Source organism: Actinotalea solisilvae (assembly GCF_016464425.1).
Taxonomy (GTDB): domain Bacteria; phylum Actinomycetota; class Actinomycetes; order Actinomycetales; family Cellulomonadaceae; genus Actinotalea; species Actinotalea solisilvae.
On record NZ_JADDKQ010000003.1, the window covers coordinates 93,713 to 112,238 of the forward strand.

Below are 18,526 nucleotides of genomic sequence, written 5' to 3' on the forward strand. Positions count from 1 at the left end.
CCGGCCCGTCGACGCTCACGCCGCTCCATCGGCACGCGGGCGCGCCGAGTTGACCCCCACCGCCGAGCTCGGCGGCGTCAGAGGGACTGCCACGCGGGCTTGGTGGCCCACGTCTCGCGGTAGTAGGCGGCGAGCTGCAGGCGTGACGCCGCCGCGTCGTCGATCAGCACGGTCACGTGCGGGTGCAGCTGCAGTGCGGTCGCGGGCCACAGCGCCGAGACCGGTCCCTCGACGAGCTGATGCACCGCCTCCGCCTTGGCGACGCCGCCCGCGAGCAGGACCACGTGCCGCGCCTCGAGGATCGTGCCGAGGCCCTGGGTGAGGCAGTGCCGGGGCACCGCGTCGACGTCGCCGCCGAAGAAGCGCGCGTTGTCCCGCCGCGTCTGCTCGGTGAGCGTCTTGACCCGCGTGCGGGAGCCCAGCGACGACCCCGGCTCGTTGAAGGCGACGTGCCCGTCCGTGCCGATCCCGAGGACCTGGACGTCGACACCGCCCGCGGCCCGGATCGCCGCCTCGTACGCGGCGCAGGCGCCGGGCAGGTCGTCGGCGAGGCCGTCCGGCCCGTGCACGGCGTCCGGGTCGAGGTCCACGCGACCCGTGAGGTCCCGCTCGACGACCGTCCGGTAGCGCTCCGGGTGGTCGGCCGGCAGCCCGACGTACTCGTCGAGCGTGAACGCCTGCGCGTGCGCGAACGACAGGCCCGCGGCGTGCCGCCGGACCAGCTCGTCGTAGACGCCCAGCGGGCTCGACCCGGTCGCGAGCCCCAGCACGGGAGCGGGCCGCGAGGTCAGCGCGCGCTCGACGGCATCGGCGGCGAGGCGCGCGGCGCCCGCCGCCTCGGTGACGACGACCTCCATCAGCCCTCCCCCGGCCTGCGCCCGGGCGCGAGCGCGGCGACGAACCAGCCGGTGATCGTCGTCGGGTGCGTGATCGCGGTGCCCACGCACACGGCGTGCGCCCCGGCGGCGAGCACGGCGGCGGCGTGCGCCGGCGTGTGGATGCGCCCCTCGGCGACCACCGGCATGCCCGTCGCGGCCACGACCTCGGCGACCAGCCCGACGTCGGGCCCGTCGGTGCGCTCACGCTCGTCGGTGTAGCCGGCGAGCGTCGTGCCCAGCAGGTCGACGCCGGCGTCGGCCGCCGCGAGCGCGTCGCCCAGGGACCCGCAGTCGGCCATGACGACGACGTCGTGCTCGGCGCGCAGCGCGCGCACGGTCTCCGCGAGCGTCCGTCCGTCGGGCCGCGGTCGGCGCGTGCCGTCGAGCGCCACGACCCGCGCGCCCGCGACGGCGAGCGCCCGCGCGTGGTCCAGCGTCGGCGTGATGACGACGCCCCGGTCGCCGTCCTTCCAGATCGCGACCACGGGGACATCGAGCATCGCGACGCCGAGCCGCACGTCCTCGACGCCCTGCAGCCGGACGGCGCGGGCACCGCCCGCGACCGCCGCCTGCGCGACCTGGACCATGGTGCGCGGGTCGCGCATCGCCTCGCCCGGGTACGCCTGGCAGGAGACGACGAGCCCGCCCCGCAGGGCGTCGACCACCTCGGCGCGGCTCATGCGGCGTCCACCAGGCGCCACGCGGAGGCCGCGGCACCGAGCAGCGGTGCCGCGACGCCGAGCCTGCCCGGCACGACCGGCACGTCCTCGAGGACGTCGACGAGCTCCGCGCGCAGCGCGTGCTCCATGGGCCGCCACCACAGCACGCCGGCCTCGGCGACGCCGCCCGAGACGACGACGACCTCCGGGTCCAGCACCGTCACGACCGCCGCGATGCCGCGCCCGACGGCGGCCGCCGACTCCCGCACGGCCTGACGCGCGGTGCGGTCGCCGGACTGCGCGAGCGCGACGACGCCGCGCGCGTCGAGGACGGACCCGTCACCGCTGAGCCACGCGTAGTGCCGACGCATGCCGGCGCCCGAGCCGAGCGCCTCGAGGTGACCGGGCCGACCGCACGGGCAGCGCAGGTGGTCGGCACCGCCGATGGGCAGGTGGCCGAGCTCGCCTGCGACGTGGTGCGCCCCGCGCAGCACGGTGCCGTCGAGCACGACGCCCGCGCCGATGCCCGTGCCCACCGCGACGACCAGGGCGCTCCGGGCACCGGCCGCCGCGCCGCGCCACGACTCGCCGAGCGCGTGCGCGTCGACGTCGTTCTGCACGTGCACCGGGACGTCGCGCTCGAGCAGCGCGGACGCGGCGGCACGCACCTCCTCGCCGAGGTGCGTGCCGGCCCAGCCCGCGAACGTGTCGGTCGAGGACACGATCGTCCCGGCCGGCACGTCGACGACCCCCGCCGTGCCGACGCCGACGGCGCGCACGCGCGTGCCCGCGTCCGCGTGGCCGGCCGAGCCCGGACCGCCGGCCGCACCGCCGGGCCACCCCCCGCGCAGCACGTCCTCGAGCAGCCGCCCGACGGCCCGCACGACGACGTCGGGCCCGTCCTGCGCGGGCGTCGCGACGGTCCGGACGGGCCCGACCTGCCCGCTCCGGTCCACGAGCGCACCCGCGATCTTGGTCCCGCCGAGGTCGACGGCGAGGGTGAGGTCCATCAGCGCCCGAGCCCGGCCGCGTGGACGACCGCGCGGACCCGCTCGGCGACGGCCCCGTCGAGGGCCTGGACGGGGTGCGCCATCGTGGCCGACGCGAGGAGCCCCTGCGCCTCCATGGCGACCTTGAAGGCGCCGACGCCCGCGGCGTCGCCGCTGCGGCCCGTGGCCTGGAAGACGATCTCGAAGAGCGCGTTGAGGCGCTCCTGCTCGGAACGCGCCGACGCCCAGTCGCCCCGCCGAGCGGCGTCCCACAGCCGGACGTACCCGGCCGCGTCGACGTTCGCGAGACCCGGCACGACGCCGTCCGCGCCCGCGAGCAGCATGGCGTCGACGACGACCTCGTGGCCGGTGAGCAGGCGCAGCGGCGAGCCGGCGGCGGCGTTCGCCGCGAGGAGCCGGCGGAAGCCGACGTCGTCGCCCGAGGAGTCCTTGACCCCCGCGAGCACGCCTGCCTCACCCAGCCCGACGAGCAGGTCGGCCGGCAGCTTGGTGTGCGTGCGGACCGGCACGTCGTACGCCCAGAGCGGGACGTCGAGCCCGGCCGCGATGCGTCGGAAGTGGTCGGTCGTCTCCTGGCGGTCGTGCAGCGCGTAGATCGCCGGGGTCACGACGACGGCGTCGACCCCCGCCGCGACGAGCGGCCGGGCCGCGTCCAGCACGCGCGCGGCGGTGAGCTCGATCGCGCCCGCGATGACAGGCACCCGGCCGGCGGCGGCGGAGACGATCGTGCGCGCGACGTCGACGCGCTCGGCGTTGGTGAGGTACGCGGTCTCGCCGGTCGAGCCGAGAGCGAAGAGGCCGTGGACCCCGGCGCCGACGAGGTGCTCCACGAGCGCCTCGAGGCCGGCGTGGTCGACACCGCCGTCGGCGTCGAGGGGCGTCACCACGGGCGGCACGACGCCGTGGAAGGTACGGGAGGACGGGCTCACTGCGACTCCTGGAGGTGCGATACGGGGTGCGACGGCGTCGAGGACGGCCGGCGTCGGGGCGTGGGGCTGGGCACTCATCGGTGCGGGTCCAGCAGGGAGGGGGCGGCGCCGAGCAGCGTCCGCGTGTACGGGTCCTGCGGGTTCGCGAAGACCTCGGCCGCAGGCCCGGTCTCGACGACCGTGCCGCGGCTCATCACGGCGATGGTGTCGGACACGTAGCGGACGGTCTGGATGTCGTGCGAGATGAAGACCATCCCGAGGCCGAGCTGCTCCTTGAGGTCGGTGAGCAGGTTGAGGATCTGCGCCCGGACGGACACGTCGAGGGCCGACGTCGGCTCGTCCGCGACGACCACCTGCGGGTCGAGCGCGAGCGCGCGCGCGATGGCGACGCGCTGGCGCTGCCCGCCGGACAGCTGGCCGGGCAGCGCGTCGAGCGCCGACGACGGCAGCCCGACGAGGCCCACGAGGTCGCGGACCTTCGCCTCGCGCTGCGCGCGCGTCCCGATGCCGTGCACCTCGAGCGGGTCGGTGAGGGCGTCCCGGACGACCATGCGCGCGTTGAGCGCGGTCGCCGGGTCCTGGAACACCACCGAGACGATCCGGCCGAGGCGGCGACGCACCGGTCGGGTGAACCGCGTCACCGGCTCGCCCGCGAACCGGACCTCGCCCGACGTCGGCTTCTCGAGCCCGACGAGGACCTTCGCGGTCGTCGACTTGCCCGACCCGGACTCGCCGACGATCCCGAGCGTCTGCCCGCGACGGACGGCGATCGAGACGCCCTCCATCGCGTGCACGAGCTGGGGCCGCAGGAGCGTCGACGAGCGCGCCCGGTAGGTCACGTGCACGTCCCGGAGCTCGACGACCGGCTCGGCGGCGTGCGGCGCGGCCGCGGCGGCCGCGGGCTCGGACGACCTCGGCCGGGTGGGGGCGGGGGCGTTCATCGTGCGGCTCCGATCGGCTCGACCGGCGCGTCGTCCGGGTGCGCGGCGTAGAAGTGCTCGGTCCCCGCGATGCGGCGCCGCACGGGCGTGACGCCGGCGTGCCGCTCGGGGTCGGACGACCGCGGCGCGAACCGGTCGCCGCGCGGGAAGTCGCGCGGCGACGGCACGGTCCCGGGCACCTGGTGCAGCCGCCCCTGCCCCTGCTCGATCGAGAGCACCGCGCCCAGCAGGCCGCGTGTGTACTCGTGCACCGGCTGGGCGAGGAGCTCGCTGGTACGCCCCTGCTCGACCACCTGGCCCGCGTACATGACCGTGACGCGGTGGGCCAGCTCCGCGACCAGCGCGAGGTCGTGGGAGACGAAGAGCATCGCGAACCCCAGCTCCTCGCGCAGGCGGTCGAGCAGCTCGACGACCTGCGCCTGCACGGTGACGTCGAGCGCCGTCGTCGGCTCGTCGGCGATGACCAGCCGCGGGTCGCGCGTGAGGGCCATCGCGATGAGCACGCGCTGGCGCTGGCCGCCCGAGAGCTCGTGCGGGTAGGACGCGAGGGTCCGGCGCGGGTCGAGCCCGACGAGCTCGAGGAGCTCGGTGGCCGTGCGCGTGCCGCCCCGGCGCGTGAGCTGGGCGAGCTGCGAGCGCACGAGCATCGCCGGGTTGAGCGAGCTGAGCGCGTCCTGGTAGATCATCGCGATGTCGTGCCCGCGCAGGGCGTCGCGCTCGGCGGCCGGCATCGTCAGCAGGTCGCGCCCGTCGAAGAGGATCCGTCCCCGCACGTCGGCACGCGGGTCGAGCAGACCCATGACCGCGAGCGACGTGATGGACTTCCCGCAGCCGGACTCGCCGACCAGGCCCATGGTCTCCCCGGGGCGCACGCTGAGGTCGACGTGGTCCACGACGTCGACGTCGCCGTGCCGGGGGAACGCGATCGACAGGCCCTGGACGTCGAGCAGCGGGGCGGCGTCGCCCGTGTACTCGTGGCGGTCGCGCCGCTCGAGCTCGCGCACGCGCAGCGCGGCGAGACGCGCGGCGAGCGGCACCGGTGCCTCGGCCGGGACGGCGTCGGGCACCGTGTCCGGCACCGTCCCCGGCGCGTCGTCGTCGGCGTCGGCCTCGGTGGCTGCGACCGGGACGGGCGCGGCCGTGGTCACCTCGGCCGCCGTCGTGCCGGGCAGCGCGCGGGCGCGGGGCGCGACCATCGCGTCCGTCATGCCCTCGGAGAGGACGTTGAGCGCGAGGACGGTCGCGGTGATGACGAGGCCGGGGAAGAACGTCGGCCACCAGTAGCCCGCCATGACGAGGTTGCGACCGGCCGCGATGATGTTGCCCCACGACGGCTCGGGGTCCGGGATGCCCGCCTGGATGAAGGACAGGGACGCCTCGAAGACGATGGCGTCCGCGACGAGGATCGTCGCGAAGACCAGCACGGGTGCGACGCAGTTGCGCGCGACGTGCCGCACGACGATGCGCGGCGTCGAGGCGCCCATGACGCGCGTCGCGGCCACGTAGTCCTCGCCGTACTGGTCGAGCACGTTGGCCCGGACGACCCGGGTGAGCTGGGGCACGTAGAGGAAGGCGATCGTCAGGACCAGCACCGGGAGCGACTGCCCGAAGACGGTGACGAACACCGCCGCGAGCGCGATGCCGGGGAAGGACATGACGACGTCGAGCACGCGCATGAGCGTCTCGGCGATCCACCGGGGGGCCGTGGCGGCGACCGAGCCCAGCACGGCGGCGACGACGAGCGCGATGCCGGTCGCCGCGAGGCCGATGACGAGGGAGTACCGCGCGCCGTACGCGATGCGGGCGAAGATGTCGCGGCCCTGGCGGTCGGTGCCGAACCAGTGCTCGGCGCCGGGCGGCTGGACCGCGGGCCCGGATGCGAGCGGGTCGAACTGCGCGACGACGGGCGCGAGCACCGCGACGAGCACCACGACCACGAGGACGACGAGGGAGATGCGCGAGCCCAGGGGCAGGGCACGCAGCGCACCGAGCCGCAGCCCTGGCCGCGAGAGACGTTCCGTCAGCTGGCGTCGCATGGTCACACCGACCTGATCCGGGGGTTGATGAGCACGTAGAGCAGGTCGACCACGATGTTGATCGCCACGAAGGCGAGCGCGACCGTGAGGGTGACGCCCTGCACGAGGTTGGGCTCGTTGTTGGTGACGCCGTTGAGGATGAGCGTGCCCATCCCGGGGAGCGCGAAGATGATCTCGATGACGACCGCGCCGCCCATGAGGTAGCCGACCCGCAGGCCGAGGACGGTGACCGGCGTGATGAGCGCGTTGCGCAGGACGTTGCGCGCGACGACGACGGGGCGAGGGATGCCCGCACCCAGCGCGGTCCGCACGCAGTCCTTGTCCAGCTCCTCGACGACCGCCGTCCGCACGACGCGCGAGAGCTGGCCCACCACGGGCACCGCGAGCGCGAGCGCCGGCAGCGCCATGCGGGCCAGCCAGCCGCCGGGGTCCTGCGTCAGCGGGGGCAGCGGGCCCGACGCCGGCAGCGCACCGAGCCCGAGCGTGACGCCCTGGATGAGCAGCACCGCGAGCCAGAACGACGGCGTCGACAGCGCGGTGATCGAGAGGACCCGGATGACCTGGTCGGGCCACCGGTCGCGGTGCACGGCCGCGAGGACGCCCAGGGTCAGCGCCCCGAGGACGGCGATCGCCAGGCCGAGGAACGTGAGCTGGAGGGTGATGGGGAACGCGCGCGCGACCTCGTCGACGACGGGCTGCTGGCGCGCCGAGAACGTGCCCAGGTCGCCCCGGACGAGACCGCCGAGGAACGCCAGGAAGCGCACGAGCAGCGGACCCTCGAGGCCCTTGTCCACGCGGTAGGCCTCGCGCTCCTCGAGCGTCGCGCTCTCGCCGAGCGCGATGAGAGCGGGGTCGACCTTGGAGAACGACATCACGAAGAACACCAGGAAGCTGATCCCGAGGATCATGACCGGCAGCTGGAGCAGCCTCCGGCCGATCAGGCGGAGCGCTGAGGTCACCGCGCACCTGCTCTCTCTTGCGTCGTGGACGGGCGACGTCGCCGGTCCGTCGGACCGTCGGCGGGACCCGGGGGTGGGGTCCCGCCGACGGCGTCTGTCACTCGGCCGCGACGCCGACGTCGAGGAACGACAGCCCGGTCATCGCGACGGGCCGGAAGCCGACCAGGCGGTCGTCGTCCCAGGCGGTGGGCAGCTGCCGGTGCAGGATCGGGTACAGCGGCACCTCCTCGCTGACCAGGTCGAACGCCTCGTCCCAGCGCGCCTGCTGCTCGTCGCCCTCGAGCTGGACCGCCTCGTCGAGGAGGGCCGTGAGCGCGGCGAACTCGGGGGTGTCGCTCCACCGGTAGCGCGTGTCGGACCAGACGTTCTTGCCGTACCACCAGCGCATGAGCAGGTCGGGGTCGTTGCCGAACACCGACGGGTCGCCCGGCGCGATCATGACGTCCATGTCGCCCGCGTCGACCTTGGTGTACTGGCCGGCGGACTGACCGATGTCGAGGTTGGTGCTGATGCCCACCGCGTCGAGCGACTCCTTGATGAGGGGCGCGACCTCCTTGACCCAGCCCGTGTCCGTCGTGAGCAGCGTGATGGAGAGGTCCTCGACGCCTGCCTCGGCGAGCAGCGCCTCGGCCTTCTCCGGGTCGTACGTGTAGACCGTCGAGGCCTCCGAGTAGTTCGGGTGCGTCTCGGGCAGGAACGAGGTGGCCGGAGCGGCGTTGCCGAGCAGGCCCGTGTCGATGATCTTCTCGGTGTCGAGCGCGTAGAAGAACGCCTGACGCACGCGCGGGTCGTCGAACGGCGCCTTGTCCGTGTTGAACATCGCGAAGAGCAGACCGAAGGACTGCGCCGTCTCGACGGTCACCTGGCTCTCGAGCGTGGGGATGTCGATGTAGGGGACGTCCTCCATCGCGTGGATGGTGCCCGAGCTCATCGCCGTGACGCGTGCGGCGGCGTCGGAGAGCAGGTTCCACCGCATGCCGGCGGCCTGCGCGGGGCGGGTGCCCGTGTAGTCGTCGAACCGCTCGAAGACGATCGAGTCGTCCGGCACGGCCGACACGAGGCGGTAGGGCCCGGTGCCGGTGGGCAGCGCCCCGAAGCCCTCGGGGTCCGCCTCGACGATCGCCTTCGGGACGATCTTGACCACCGAGAGGCGCTCGTCCACGAGCGAGAACGGGTACTTCGTCGTGATCCGCACCGAGTCCTCGTCGACCGTCTGGACGCTCTCGATGAAGGACACGAAGCCCGCGAAGAAGGTGCCGGTGGCCGGGTCCATCACGCGCTCGAAGCTGAAGACGACGTCGTCGCTCGTCACGGGCGAGCCGTCGTGGAAGACGGCCCCCTCGCGCAGGTCGACCTCGTAGGTGGTGTCGTCGACCTGCGTGGGCATCGCCGTCGCGAGGCCGGGGTACGCCTCGCGGGTCACGGGGTCGAGCTCGACGAGGGCCTCCATGGTGTGCCAGTTGGCGGCCTGGGTGACGGCGCCCGAGGCGACCATCGGGTCGAAGCTGCCGCCGAGCGCGTAGGAGATGCCGGCCTCGATGATCGCGTCGGGGTCGACGGCGCGGGTGTCCTCGGCCGCCTCGGTGGGGCCTGGCTCGTCGGCGCCGTCCTCGCCCGCTGGGGTGCAGGCGCTGAGGATGAGGGCTGCCGCGGTGGCGCCGGCCACGACGGCGCCGAGGCGCCGTCCCGCGCGGCGGGAGATGCTCGTCATTGGGTCTCCAATTCATCGGACATCAGATGTCTGATGTAATATAGGCACACGTCGCCTCGGGCACAATGCGACGCAGGTCACAGGGCGATGACGGGAGCGGGATGGCAGTCACCGGGACGGCGCGGTCCGAGCGGATGCGGCGCGCGACCACCGCGGACCAGATCCGCGAGCTCATCCTCGCCCAGGGCCTGCGCCCGGGTGACCCGCTCCCCACGGAGGCGGAGCTGTGCGAGGAGCTCGACGTCTCGCGGTCCTCGGTGCGCGAGGCCGTGCGCTCGCTCGCGACGCTCGACATCGTCGAGGTGCGTCACGGGCACGGCACGTTCGTCGGACGCATGTCGCTCGACCCCATGGTCCAGGCGCTCGTCTTCCGCGGCGTGCTGTCCCCGGGCGACAGCCTCCAGGCGCTCCGCGAGGTCGTCGAGGTCCGGATGGCGCTCGACCTCGCGATGGCGGAGAAGGTCGTGGGCGCCGTGGCGGGCACCGAGCAGGCCGAGCTCGCGGCGCTGGTGCGCGAGATGGAGGCCAGCGCCGCACGCGGCGAGACGTTCCTCGAGGCCGACCGCGCCTTCCACACGACGCTGCTGGCGACGATCGACAACCAGCTGGCGGGGCAGCTCGTCGCGGCGTTCTGGGACATCCACACCGCCGTGCTCCCGCGGCTCGGGCTCGCGCTCCCCGACGACCTGCGCCAGACGTGCCAGGCGCACGGCGACATGCTCACGGCCGCGCTCGAGGGCGACGTCGCCGGCTACCGCTGCGCCGTCATCGAGCACTACGAGCCGCTGCAGCGCGCGCTCGGCCGCGCATCGAGCTGAGCGGCCGCACGGCGGACGTCGCCGTCCGCACCCCCTCCGGCGCCGTGATCTCCGTACAGCCGGCGCTCGGGACGGCCGGGTCCATGGGCCGCAGGACGGCCGGGCGCCCGCCTGGTCGGGCGCCCGGCCGTGTCGTGGGCGCGCTCAGAGGCGCGCGGTCACCCGGACGGTGCTGCCGGCGGGCGCGTACGGCACCTCGTTGCCCTCGACGGGGACGCCGTCCACCTCGAGCACGGCGCGGGAGCCCTCGGCGCCCGAGTTGGTCACCGTGATCTCATAGGTCGCGCCGCGGGCGACGCGCGTGACCGTGAACTCGGGCACGTCCGGCCCGATCTGCGGGTCGACGACGAGGCCGTCCCAGCCCGGCCGCACCCCCAGCAGGTACTGGCTCGCGGTGACGAAGTTCCACGCGGCCGTGCCGGTGAGCCACGAGTTCTTGGCCTCGCCGTGCCGCACGGCCTCCTTGCCGGCGATCATCTGCGCGTACACGTACGGCTCGAGCTTGTGCACCTCGCTGATCGCCTCGCGGTAGGCCGGCGTGATGCGGCGGTAGTAGTCGAACGCGCGCTCGCCGCGGCCCAGGACGGTCTCGCCGATGATCACCCAGGGGTTGTTGTGGCAGAAGATGCCGCCGTTCTCCTTGTACCCCGGCGGGTAGGTGGAGACCTCACCCATCTCGATCCGGTAGGTCGTGTACGCCGGGTGCTGGAGCACCATGCCGTGGTCGGTCGCGAGCAGCTCGCCGACGGCGTCGAGCGCCTGGACGGCCGGTGCGGACGCGTCGCGCGGCCCGTCGCCCACGCCGATGCCCGCCATGACGGCGAAGCCCTGCGGCTCGATCCAGATCTTGCCCTCGTCGTCGGCGTCGGTGCCGATCTTGTTGCCGTAGTAGTCGTACGCGCGCAGGAACCAGCGCCCGTCCCAGCCGTGCTCGAGGACGGCGGCGCGCATCGCCTCCACCTCGCGGCGCGCCTCGGCGGCGACGTCGGGCAGCCCTCGGCGCTGGGCGAGCTCGGCGTAGTCCGCACCGTAGAGGACGAACTGGGCCGCGATGAAGACGGACTCCGCGACGCCGCCCGCCTGGTTCTCGGTCGTCTGGAACGACTCCCCCGGCGTGCTCGAGAAGCAGTTGAGGTTGAGGCAGTCGTTCCAGTCGGCACGCCCGATGAGGGGCAGGCCGTGGGGTCCCCGGTGCTCGACCGTGAACCGGAAGGACCGCGTGAGGTGCTCGAACAGCGGCACCTCGGTGCCCGGCTCGTTGTCGAAGGGCACGGGCTCGTCGAGGATCGAGACGTCGCCGGTCTCCTTGACGTACGCGGCGACGCCGGCGATGAGCCACAGCGGGTCGTCGTTGAAGCCCGAGCCGATGTCGTCGTTGCCGCGCTTCGTCAGCGGCTGGTACTGGTGGTACGCCGAGCCGTCGGCGAGCTGGGTCGACGCGATGTCGACGATCCGCTCGCGCGCCCGCTCGGGGATGAGGTGGACGAAGCCGAGCAGGTCCTGGTTCGAATCGCGGAAGCCCATGCCGCGGCCGATCCCGGTCTCGAAGAACGAGGCCGAGCGCGACATGTTGAACGTCACCATGCACTGGTACTGGTTCCAGATGTTGACCATCCGGTCGAGCTTCTCGTCGGTCGACCGCACCGAGTACGTCGACAGCAGCCCGGTCCAGTACTTCTGCAGGCGCTCGAAGGCCTCGTCCGTCTGCTCGGTCGTGGCGAAGCGGCTCAGCAGCGCGTGCGCCGACCCCTTCGCGACGACCTGGTGCGCGGCGTCGGCCCACTTCTCCTCGGGCGCGTTCTCGACGTAGCCGAGCACGAAGGTGTGCGTGCGCGACTCCCCCGGCGCGAGCTCGAGCACGAGGCTGTGCGAGCCGATGGGGTACCAGCCGCTCGCGACCGAGCCCGCCGAGGCCCCGGCCCGCGGCACCGCGGCCTCGGCCATGCCGTTCCACGGGCCGACGAACGTGTCGCGGTCCGTGTCGAAGCCCGCGGCGCGGGCGTTGACGCCGTAGACGGCGTAGTGGTCGCGCCGCTCGCGGTACTCGGTGCGGTGGTAGATCGCGCTGCCGGTCGGGCCGTCCGGCTCGACCTCGACCTCGCCGATCGACAGGTTGCGCTGGTAGTTGGTCTGGTCGTCCTGCGCGTTCCACAGGCAGAACTCGACGTAGGAGAAGAGCGTCACCCGCTTCGGGGCGTCGGACGTGTTCGTCACCGTGACCCGCTGGACCTCGGCGTTCTCGTCGACCGGGACGAAGAGCAGCGTGTCGACGCGCAGGCCGTTGCGGGCGCCCGAGATCGACGTGTAGCCGAGGCCGTGCCGCGTCTCGAAGTGGTCGAGGTCGGCCTTGACCGGGAGCCAGGACGGCGACCAGACGTCGCCGCCGTCGTTGACGTAGAACCAGCGCCCGCCCGCCTCCGACGGCGTCGTGTTGTACCGGTAGCGCGTGAGGCGCCGCATCTTGGCGTCGCGGTAGAAGGAGTAGCCGCCGCCCTGGTGGGAGACGAGCGAGAAGAACTCCTGCGACCCGAGGTAGTTGATCCACGGGTAGGGGGTGTGCGGCGTCGTGATGACGTACTCGCGGGTCTCGTCGTCGAAGTGCCCGAACTGCATGCCGGTGGAGCCTCTCGTCGTCGCCGCGCCCCTGCGGGCCGGCGTGCTGGTCGGCCCGGCGGTCCGGACCGTCGCAGGCGCCCGAGCCCATCCGGCCCCTGCGCCGGTGGACGGGAGCGCTCCCACGCTTCCCTCGCATCATAGGGCCAGGCCACCGCCGCCACCAGGGACGAAACGGGCTCGAGGCGGTCGATCATGGCTGCGGCACGCGGGCGCGCTCCCAGCCGCGCGCGACCCGCGAGATCCGGGCGAGGGTCGAGCACGCCGGCGTCCGGTCCGGACCTGGCCCGCGACGCCGCGGTCACGTCGGGGACCCGCAGCCCTGTGTGCCCCGAGGTGCCCGACGCCTGCGCGACCGTCTCCGCCGTCGCCGCCGAGCCGGACTGATCGAGCACGGTGACGTCGAGGGCCGCAGGTCCTGTTCCCACCCTCCCGGGCCGTGACTAGCCTGCCTCCAAGGGCCACTCCGACGAAGGAGATCCGTCATGGACCAGGCATCGACGCCGAGGATCCGCACCGTGGCCCTGGTGGGCCACAGCGGCGTCGGCAAGACCACGCTCGCCGAGGCGCTGCTGCACCGCTCCGGCACCATCCCGCGGCCGGGCCGCGTCGAGGACGGCACGACCGTCTGCGACACCGAGCCCGAGGAGACGAGGCGCCGCATCTCGCTCTCGCCGGCAGTGGCCCCCTTTCGCTGGACCGCCTCCGACGGCGAGGCGTACAAGGTCAACCTGGTCGACTGCCCCGGGTACGCCGACTTCGCGGGCGGGGTCGACGCGGCGCTGAGCGTCGCGGACCTCGCCCTCGTCGTGGTCAGCGCGGTCGACGGCGTCGAGGTGGGCACGGAGATCGTGTGGCAGCAGCTCGCCGACGCGGGCATCCCGCGGATGGTGTTCGTCACCAAGGAGGACAAGCCGCGCGCCGACTTCCACCGGGTCCTCGACCAGCTGCGCGCGACCTTCGGCGACGGCTTCGTCCCGCTCGAGCTGCCGCTCGGCGAGGAGGACCGGCTTCGCGGGGTCGCCGATGTCCTCACCGACGAGGGCTACGCCTACGACGCCGACGGCACCCACCACAGCGAGGCGCTGCCGCACGACGTCGCCGAGGAGGAGCACCGCCTGCACGACGAGGTCGCCGAGGAGATCGTCTCGGGCGACGACGAGCAGCTCGAGCGGTACCTCTCGGGCGAGGTGCCCACGGCCGGCGAGCTCGAGCGCGCGCTCGTCCACGAGGTGCGCGACTGCCAGGAGTTCCCCGTCCTGCTCGGCTCCGCGACGACCGGCGTCGGCATCGACCGCCTCGCGGACTACCTGTGCGAGCTCGGGCCCTCGCCCGCGGACCGGCCCGTGCCCGTGGTCGTCGGCTCGTCGGCGGACGACCCCGGGGGCACGCGCGTCGACGTCGTCGCGGACCCCGCGGCCGACGCGCTCGTGCACGTGTTCCGCACGGTCGCCGACCCGTTCGTCGGGCAGGTGTCGGTGTTCAAGGTGCTCACCGGCACCGTGCGGGCCGAGGACCGGCTGGTCAACGGCACGACGGGCACCGAGGAGCGCCTGCACGGCCTGTTCTTCCTGCGGGGCAAGGAGCACGTCCCCACCGACGCGGTCGTCGCGGGCGACATCGGTGCGGTCTCGAAGCTCGCCGGCAGCCCCACGGGCTCGACGCTGAGCCGGCGCGGGACCCCCGCGCACGTCGCCGGACCGCCCGCGCGACCCACGCCCTACGCGCTCGCGCTCAGGCCGGTCACCCAGGCCGACGACGACAAGCTCTCCTCCGCGCTCCAGCGCCTCGTCGGCGAGGACCCGACGCTCGCGATCGACCGCAGCGGGGCCCAGACGGTGCTGCGCGGGACGGGCGACACGCACCTCGCGGTCGCGCTCGAGCGGCTCGCCCGCAAGTTCGGCGTCAACGTCACGACCGAGCCGGTCCGGATCGCCTACCGCGAGACGATCGCGGCGTCGACCGAGGCCGAGGGCAAGCTCAAGAAGCAGTCCGGCGGTCACGGGCAGTTCGCCGTCGCGCAGCTGCGGGTGAGCCCGACGGCGCGCGGCGAGGGCAGCGCGTTCGTCGACTCGGTCGTGGGCGGCGCGATCCCGCGCAACTACATCCCCGCGGTCGAGCGCGGTGTGCACGAGGCGATGGCCGCGGGCGGCCTGCACGGGTTCCCCGTCGTCGACGTGCGCGTCGAGTGCTACGACGGCAAGTACCACTCGGTCGACTCGTCGGACATGGCGTTCCGGACCGCCGCGGCCCACGGGCTCAAGGAGGCGCTGCAGCGCGTCGGGACCGTCGTGCTCGAGCCGATCCAGCACGTGACCGTCGTCGTGCCGGCCACGCTCCAGGGCGACGTCATGGGCGACCTGTCCGCGCGCCGCGGGCGGATCGCCGGGACGACCGCGCTGGCCGACGGCCGGCACGAGATCCAGGCCATGGTGCCGGAGGCCGAGCTCACCCGGTACGTCATGGACCTGCGCTCGCTCACGGGCGGCCGCGGGAGCTTCACGGCGGTCCACGACCACTACGACGTCGTCCCCGCGCACCTCGTGGAGCGCATCGCCGTCCCGGCGTAGCGCGCGTCACCCGTCCGGCTGGATCCGCCTGTGGACCCGTGCCGGACGGGGCGGCCGGACCGCTAGCCTCGGCGCGGCCGCACGGCGCGGTGCGCAGGGACAGGGGGCGACGTGATCATCTTCGGGACGTACGTGCTGCACAAGGTCCTGGCGACGCTGGGCTTCGTGTGCCCGCACTGCCAGGGACCCGTCGAGGGCCAGGTGCGCCGCGGGCGCCGCTGGTTCCACATCTTCTGGATCCCGCTGATCCCGCTCGGCGCGCAGCCGGAGCACGTGCGCTGCACCCGCTGCCGGTCGATGTGGGCCCTCGCGGTCCTGGGCCCCGCGGGCGACCAGTACCGCCGCGTGCCGCCCGTCGCCCCGCTCGAGCTCCCGGCCGACGGCGCCGTGCCGCCGCCGCCCGCGCCGGTCGCCGCCTACCTGCCGCCGCCCCCGCCGCCCCCGGCCGGACCCGAGGCGTGGGCCGCGCCCTCGCCCGTGCCCGGCCAGGTGCCCGTCGAGGACTCCGAGGAGTGGGCGCGCCGCAACGGCCTGTCGCGCTGACGGCCGAGAGCGACGCGCCGCCTCAGCGGACCTCGAGCGGCAGCTCGACGGCGACGTGACCCGGAGAGGTCACGACGACGGTCCGTGCGCCGGTGTCGGACCGTGCGGGGCGCAGGTGGAGGGTCACGCGACCGGCGGGGTTCGCCCGCCCGCTGACGCCCACGCCGCCGTCGAGCGCGACCGCCACGACCTGGTGGGGAGCGAGGCCGGAGAGGCGCACCGGGACGTCCCGGCCGGCACGCACCGAGGTCGGGAGCGCCACGTCCACCCAGTCGGTCGGGCTGACCGCGAGGAGCGTCGTCGTGCCGGACACCTCGTTGCCCACCGCGAGCAGCGGTGAACCGGTGGGCGAGTCGGACGCGGGGATGAACGCGAGGCCCTCGGGACCGAGGTCGCCCGCGGCGGCGAGCGCCTCCGCCCGGTCCTCCTCGGCCGCGTCGTCGACCGAGACGGCGAGGTCGCGGTTGTTGACGTAGGTCACGAACGTGGGCGCGGCAGGGTCGGTGACGTCGAACGCGGCGACGCCGCCCACACGCTCGAGGCCGACGAAGACGTACGTGCGGCCGTCGACCTCGCCGATCACCAGGTTCTCGGGCTCGGGTCCCTTGTCGTCGCTGCGCGCGTCGAGCGCGGTGCTGGTGTGGCTGGTGTTGAACGCCGCCGGCAGCGCCTCGGCCGTGACCCGCTCGAGCGCGTCGCCCGAGTCGGCCACGAGCGTGCCGTCCGTCGTCCAGACGGAGAACGACCGGCCGCCGAACGCGAGGAGCTCCTCGTAGCAGGTGCCGTCGGCTCGCAGGCCGCTCGCGCGGGAGACGTGGAGGCGGCCGAGGTCGGCGTCGGACGTGAGGGCCGCGAGCGGGCTGTCCGCGCAGAGCGGCGGGACCCCCTCGTCGCCGAGGTCCTTGACCCGGACCGGCTCCGCGTAGTCGCCCCACTCGCGCGCGTCGCCCTCGTTCGCCGTGACGAGGTAGGTCGTGCCGTCGACGTCGTACGCGGCGATGCCGTCGGGCTGGTACAGCCCCTGCAGCCCGGGGACCTCGCGCGGGCCGGCCAGGCCGTCCCGGTCGGACGGGTCGAGGCCGGCGCCGGCGAGGCCGTGGTCCTTCGTGCCGAGCGGAAGGACGGCGGTCACGCGGGCCGCGTCGAGGTCGACGACGGCGACCGCGTCCGCCTCCTGGAGCGTCGCGTAGGCGGTCGTCCCGACGACCGTCACGTACTCGGGCTCGAGGTTGCGGGACACGGGGAGGTCGACACCCTCGATGCCGGCGAAGACGCGGACGCCGTCGGGCAGCGCACCGTCCTCGAGGTGGTGGAAGTCGGCGATGCGCACCGAGCCCTGCGCGGGCGCACGCACCGCGGACGGCAGGTCGACCACGGAGATGCTCCCCTCGGGGTCGACCGCGTAGTCCTCCGACGGCTCGCCCTCGTTCGCGACGACGGCGCGGCGGCCGTCCGGCGCCAGCGCCACCATGTCCGGCAGCGCGCCGACCTGGACCGCACCGAGGACGCGCGGGCCGGCGGCGCGGGCGTCGAAGAAGACCAGCGAGCCCGGGTCGGTCTTCGTGGGCGCCTCGAGCGCGATGACGCCGAGCCCGTCCGGCCGGACGGCGACGGAGTTGGCGACGCCGTCGGCGGCCAGGGAGAAGAGGAGGGTGGGCGCCGTCGGGTCGCTCGCGTCGAGCACGTCCACCGTGCCCGCCTGGGCGTTGACGACGAACAGCCGCTGCGTGCCGGCGTGGAACGCGACGATCTCCGCCGCGCCCTCGTCGAAGACCCCGGTCGCGAAGCTGCCGAGCGGCAGCACCGAGAGCGCGGCGTCGGGAGCGCTGTGGACGACCGGGTCTGCCACCGGCCGGGCCGGGCCGGGCACGGACGCGGGCGCTGCGACGGCGCCGCCGGCCACCAGGCCGAGGCCGCCGCAGGCGGCGACCGCGAGCAGGGCAGCACGGCGCGGCCCGGGAAGGCGGCCGGGGCGGCGGGCGTCGTCGACGGCGGCGGGGCGCGGGGACGGCAGGGCAGGTCGGGGCACGGGGACTCCTGGACGGCGGGGGCCGCCCGGGACGGGGCTGTCGCGCGGGCGTGCTGGGAACCTAGGCAGGCCAGGTGACGTGCGGGCGCCCGCCGCGTGAACCCGGGCCGCCCGTCGGGTGACGCGCCGCCGACGTGGCCCCGGCCTGCCCCGTCCTGTGCCACCCTGCACACGCGCGTCCGCGCGCCCACGTACCCGTTCCCCGAAAGGACCCTCCGTGACCGTCACGCCCCTGATCGGCCTCGACCGGTTCGCCGTCAAGCAGCGCTACACGATGATGGTCAACCGCTACGAGATCCGGGCGCTCGGCCCGAACGGCGAGGAGGGCCCGATCCTCGCGCTCGCGCAGCAGAAGCGCATGGCCTTCAAGGAGGAGGTCACCTTCTACGCCGACGAGCAGCGCACGGTCCCCGTGTTCTCGTTCAAGGCCCGCAAGCGCCTCGACCTCGCAGCGACGTACGACGTCTTCGACGCCCAGGGCACGCCGATCGGCCAGTTCCGCAAGGACTTCAAGGCCTCGCTGCTCAACTCGACGTACCACCTCGAGGCCGCGGGCGTCGCGGCCACGGGCTCGGAGCGCAACATGCTCGTCGCGATCCTGCGCCGCGTGCAGGACACGATCCCGCTGGCCGTCCACTACGACTTCAAGGACGCCGCAGGCAACCTCGTCATGTCCTCCGAGCGCAAGTGGGGCCTGCGCGACGTCTACACGGTCAACGTCCCGGGTGCGCGCCTCGACGGCCGCGTCGCGGCGGCGATGGCCGTCGCCCTGGACGCGCTCCAGGCCCGCTGAGCCACCGCACGGGAGGCCCGGCCAGGAGCTCCTGCCC

14 protein-coding genes are annotated in these 18,526 nt (G+C 74.2%); 4 read left to right on the plus strand and 10 right to left on the minus strand.

Annotated elements, in window-relative coordinates; translation table 11 throughout:
* Positions 1 to 77 precede the first annotated feature (77 nt).
* From nagB to JIG38_RS03845, 8 genes are all read right to left on the minus strand, one after another.
* A complete protein-coding gene (gene nagB / locus JIG38_RS03810; RefSeq protein ID WP_199422402.1) occupies positions 78 to 857 on the minus strand; it encodes a glucosamine-6-phosphate deaminase in 780 nt (259 codons plus the stop codon).
* The gene (locus JIG38_RS03815; protein ID WP_199422404.1) at positions 857 to 1,558 is read right to left on the minus strand and encodes an N-acetylmannosamine-6-phosphate 2-epimerase; all 702 of its coding nucleotides are present in this window, start codon (positions 1,556 to 1,558) and stop codon (positions 857 to 859) included. Before JIG38_RS03815 ends, nagB begins: the two co-directional genes overlap by 1 nt.
* Positions 1,555 to 2,547, minus strand: a complete 993-nt coding sequence (locus tag JIG38_RS03820) for an ROK family protein (protein ID WP_199422406.1) — start codon at positions 2,545 to 2,547, stop codon at positions 1,555 to 1,557. Before JIG38_RS03820 ends, JIG38_RS03815 begins: the two co-directional genes overlap by 4 nt.
* Positions 2,547 to 3,476, minus strand: a complete 930-nt coding sequence (locus tag JIG38_RS03825; protein ID WP_307844558.1) for a dihydrodipicolinate synthase family protein — start codon at positions 3,474 to 3,476, stop codon at positions 2,547 to 2,549. Before JIG38_RS03825 ends, JIG38_RS03820 begins: the two co-directional genes overlap by 1 nt.
* A gap of 74 nt (positions 3,477 to 3,550) precedes the next feature.
* A complete protein-coding gene (locus JIG38_RS03830; RefSeq protein WP_199422410.1) occupies positions 3,551 to 4,417 on the minus strand; it encodes an ABC transporter ATP-binding protein in 867 nt (288 codons plus the stop codon).
* Positions 4,414 to 6,453 carry a dipeptide/oligopeptide/nickel ABC transporter permease/ATP-binding protein gene (locus tag JIG38_RS03835; protein WP_199422412.1) on the minus strand — a complete coding sequence of 680 codons (2,040 nt, stop codon included), beginning with the start codon at positions 6,451 to 6,453 and terminating at the stop codon, positions 4,414 to 4,416. The genes JIG38_RS03830 and JIG38_RS03835 overlap by 4 nt, the downstream gene beginning before the upstream one ends.
* Before the next feature lie 2 nt (positions 6,454 to 6,455).
* On the minus strand, positions 6,456 to 7,412 hold the full coding sequence (locus JIG38_RS03840) for an ABC transporter permease (protein WP_307844560.1): 957 nt from the start codon (positions 7,410 to 7,412) through the stop codon (positions 6,456 to 6,458).
* A gap of 97 nt (positions 7,413 to 7,509) precedes the next feature.
* Positions 7,510 to 9,123 (minus strand): ABC transporter substrate-binding protein, encoded by a 1,614-nt coding sequence (locus JIG38_RS03845; RefSeq protein ID WP_199422414.1) that lies wholly within the window; start codon positions 9,121 to 9,123, stop codon positions 7,510 to 7,512.
* Between the two features lie 101 nt (positions 9,124 to 9,224).
* Between JIG38_RS03845 and JIG38_RS03850 the strand changes: the two genes are divergently transcribed.
* Entirely contained in the window at positions 9,225 to 9,941 is a 717-nt protein-coding gene (locus JIG38_RS03850; protein ID WP_233404405.1) for a FadR/GntR family transcriptional regulator, read from the plus strand.
* 144 nt (positions 9,942 to 10,085) lie between these two features.
* Here JIG38_RS03850 and JIG38_RS03855 read toward each other — a convergent pair whose 3' ends face one another.
* A complete protein-coding gene (locus tag JIG38_RS03855; RefSeq protein WP_199422416.1) occupies positions 10,086 to 12,554 on the minus strand; it encodes a glycoside hydrolase family 94 protein in 2,469 nt (822 codons plus the stop codon).
* 485 nt (positions 12,555 to 13,039) lie between these two features.
* On the opposite strand from JIG38_RS03855, the gene JIG38_RS03860 reads away from it, so the two are divergent.
* Together JIG38_RS03860 and JIG38_RS03865 are read left to right on the plus strand one after the other, a co-directional pair.
* Positions 13,040 to 15,124: an elongation factor G gene (locus tag JIG38_RS03860; RefSeq protein ID WP_199422417.1), complete on the plus strand. Its 2,085-nt coding sequence runs from the start codon at positions 13,040 to 13,042 to the stop codon at positions 15,122 to 15,124.
* Between the two features lie 111 nt (positions 15,125 to 15,235).
* Positions 15,236 to 15,667, plus strand: coding sequence for a zinc ribbon domain-containing protein (locus tag JIG38_RS03865; RefSeq protein ID WP_199422419.1), 432 nt, complete (start codon positions 15,236 to 15,238; stop codon positions 15,665 to 15,667).
* 22 nt (positions 15,668 to 15,689) lie between these two features.
* Here the strand turns inward: JIG38_RS03865 and JIG38_RS03870 are convergent, their stop codons facing one another.
* Positions 15,690 to 17,696 carry a choice-of-anchor I family protein gene (locus JIG38_RS03870; RefSeq protein ID WP_307844561.1) on the minus strand — a complete coding sequence of 669 codons (2,007 nt, stop codon included), beginning with the start codon at positions 17,694 to 17,696 and terminating at the stop codon, positions 15,690 to 15,692.
* Positions 17,697 to 17,913: 217 nt separating this feature from the next.
* On the opposite strand from JIG38_RS03870, the gene JIG38_RS03875 reads away from it, so the two are divergent.
* Positions 17,914 to 18,489 carry an LURP-one-related family protein gene (locus JIG38_RS03875; protein WP_199422421.1) on the plus strand — a complete coding sequence of 192 codons (576 nt, stop codon included), beginning with the start codon at positions 17,914 to 17,916 and terminating at the stop codon, positions 18,487 to 18,489.
* Positions 18,490 to 18,526 lie beyond the last annotated feature (37 nt).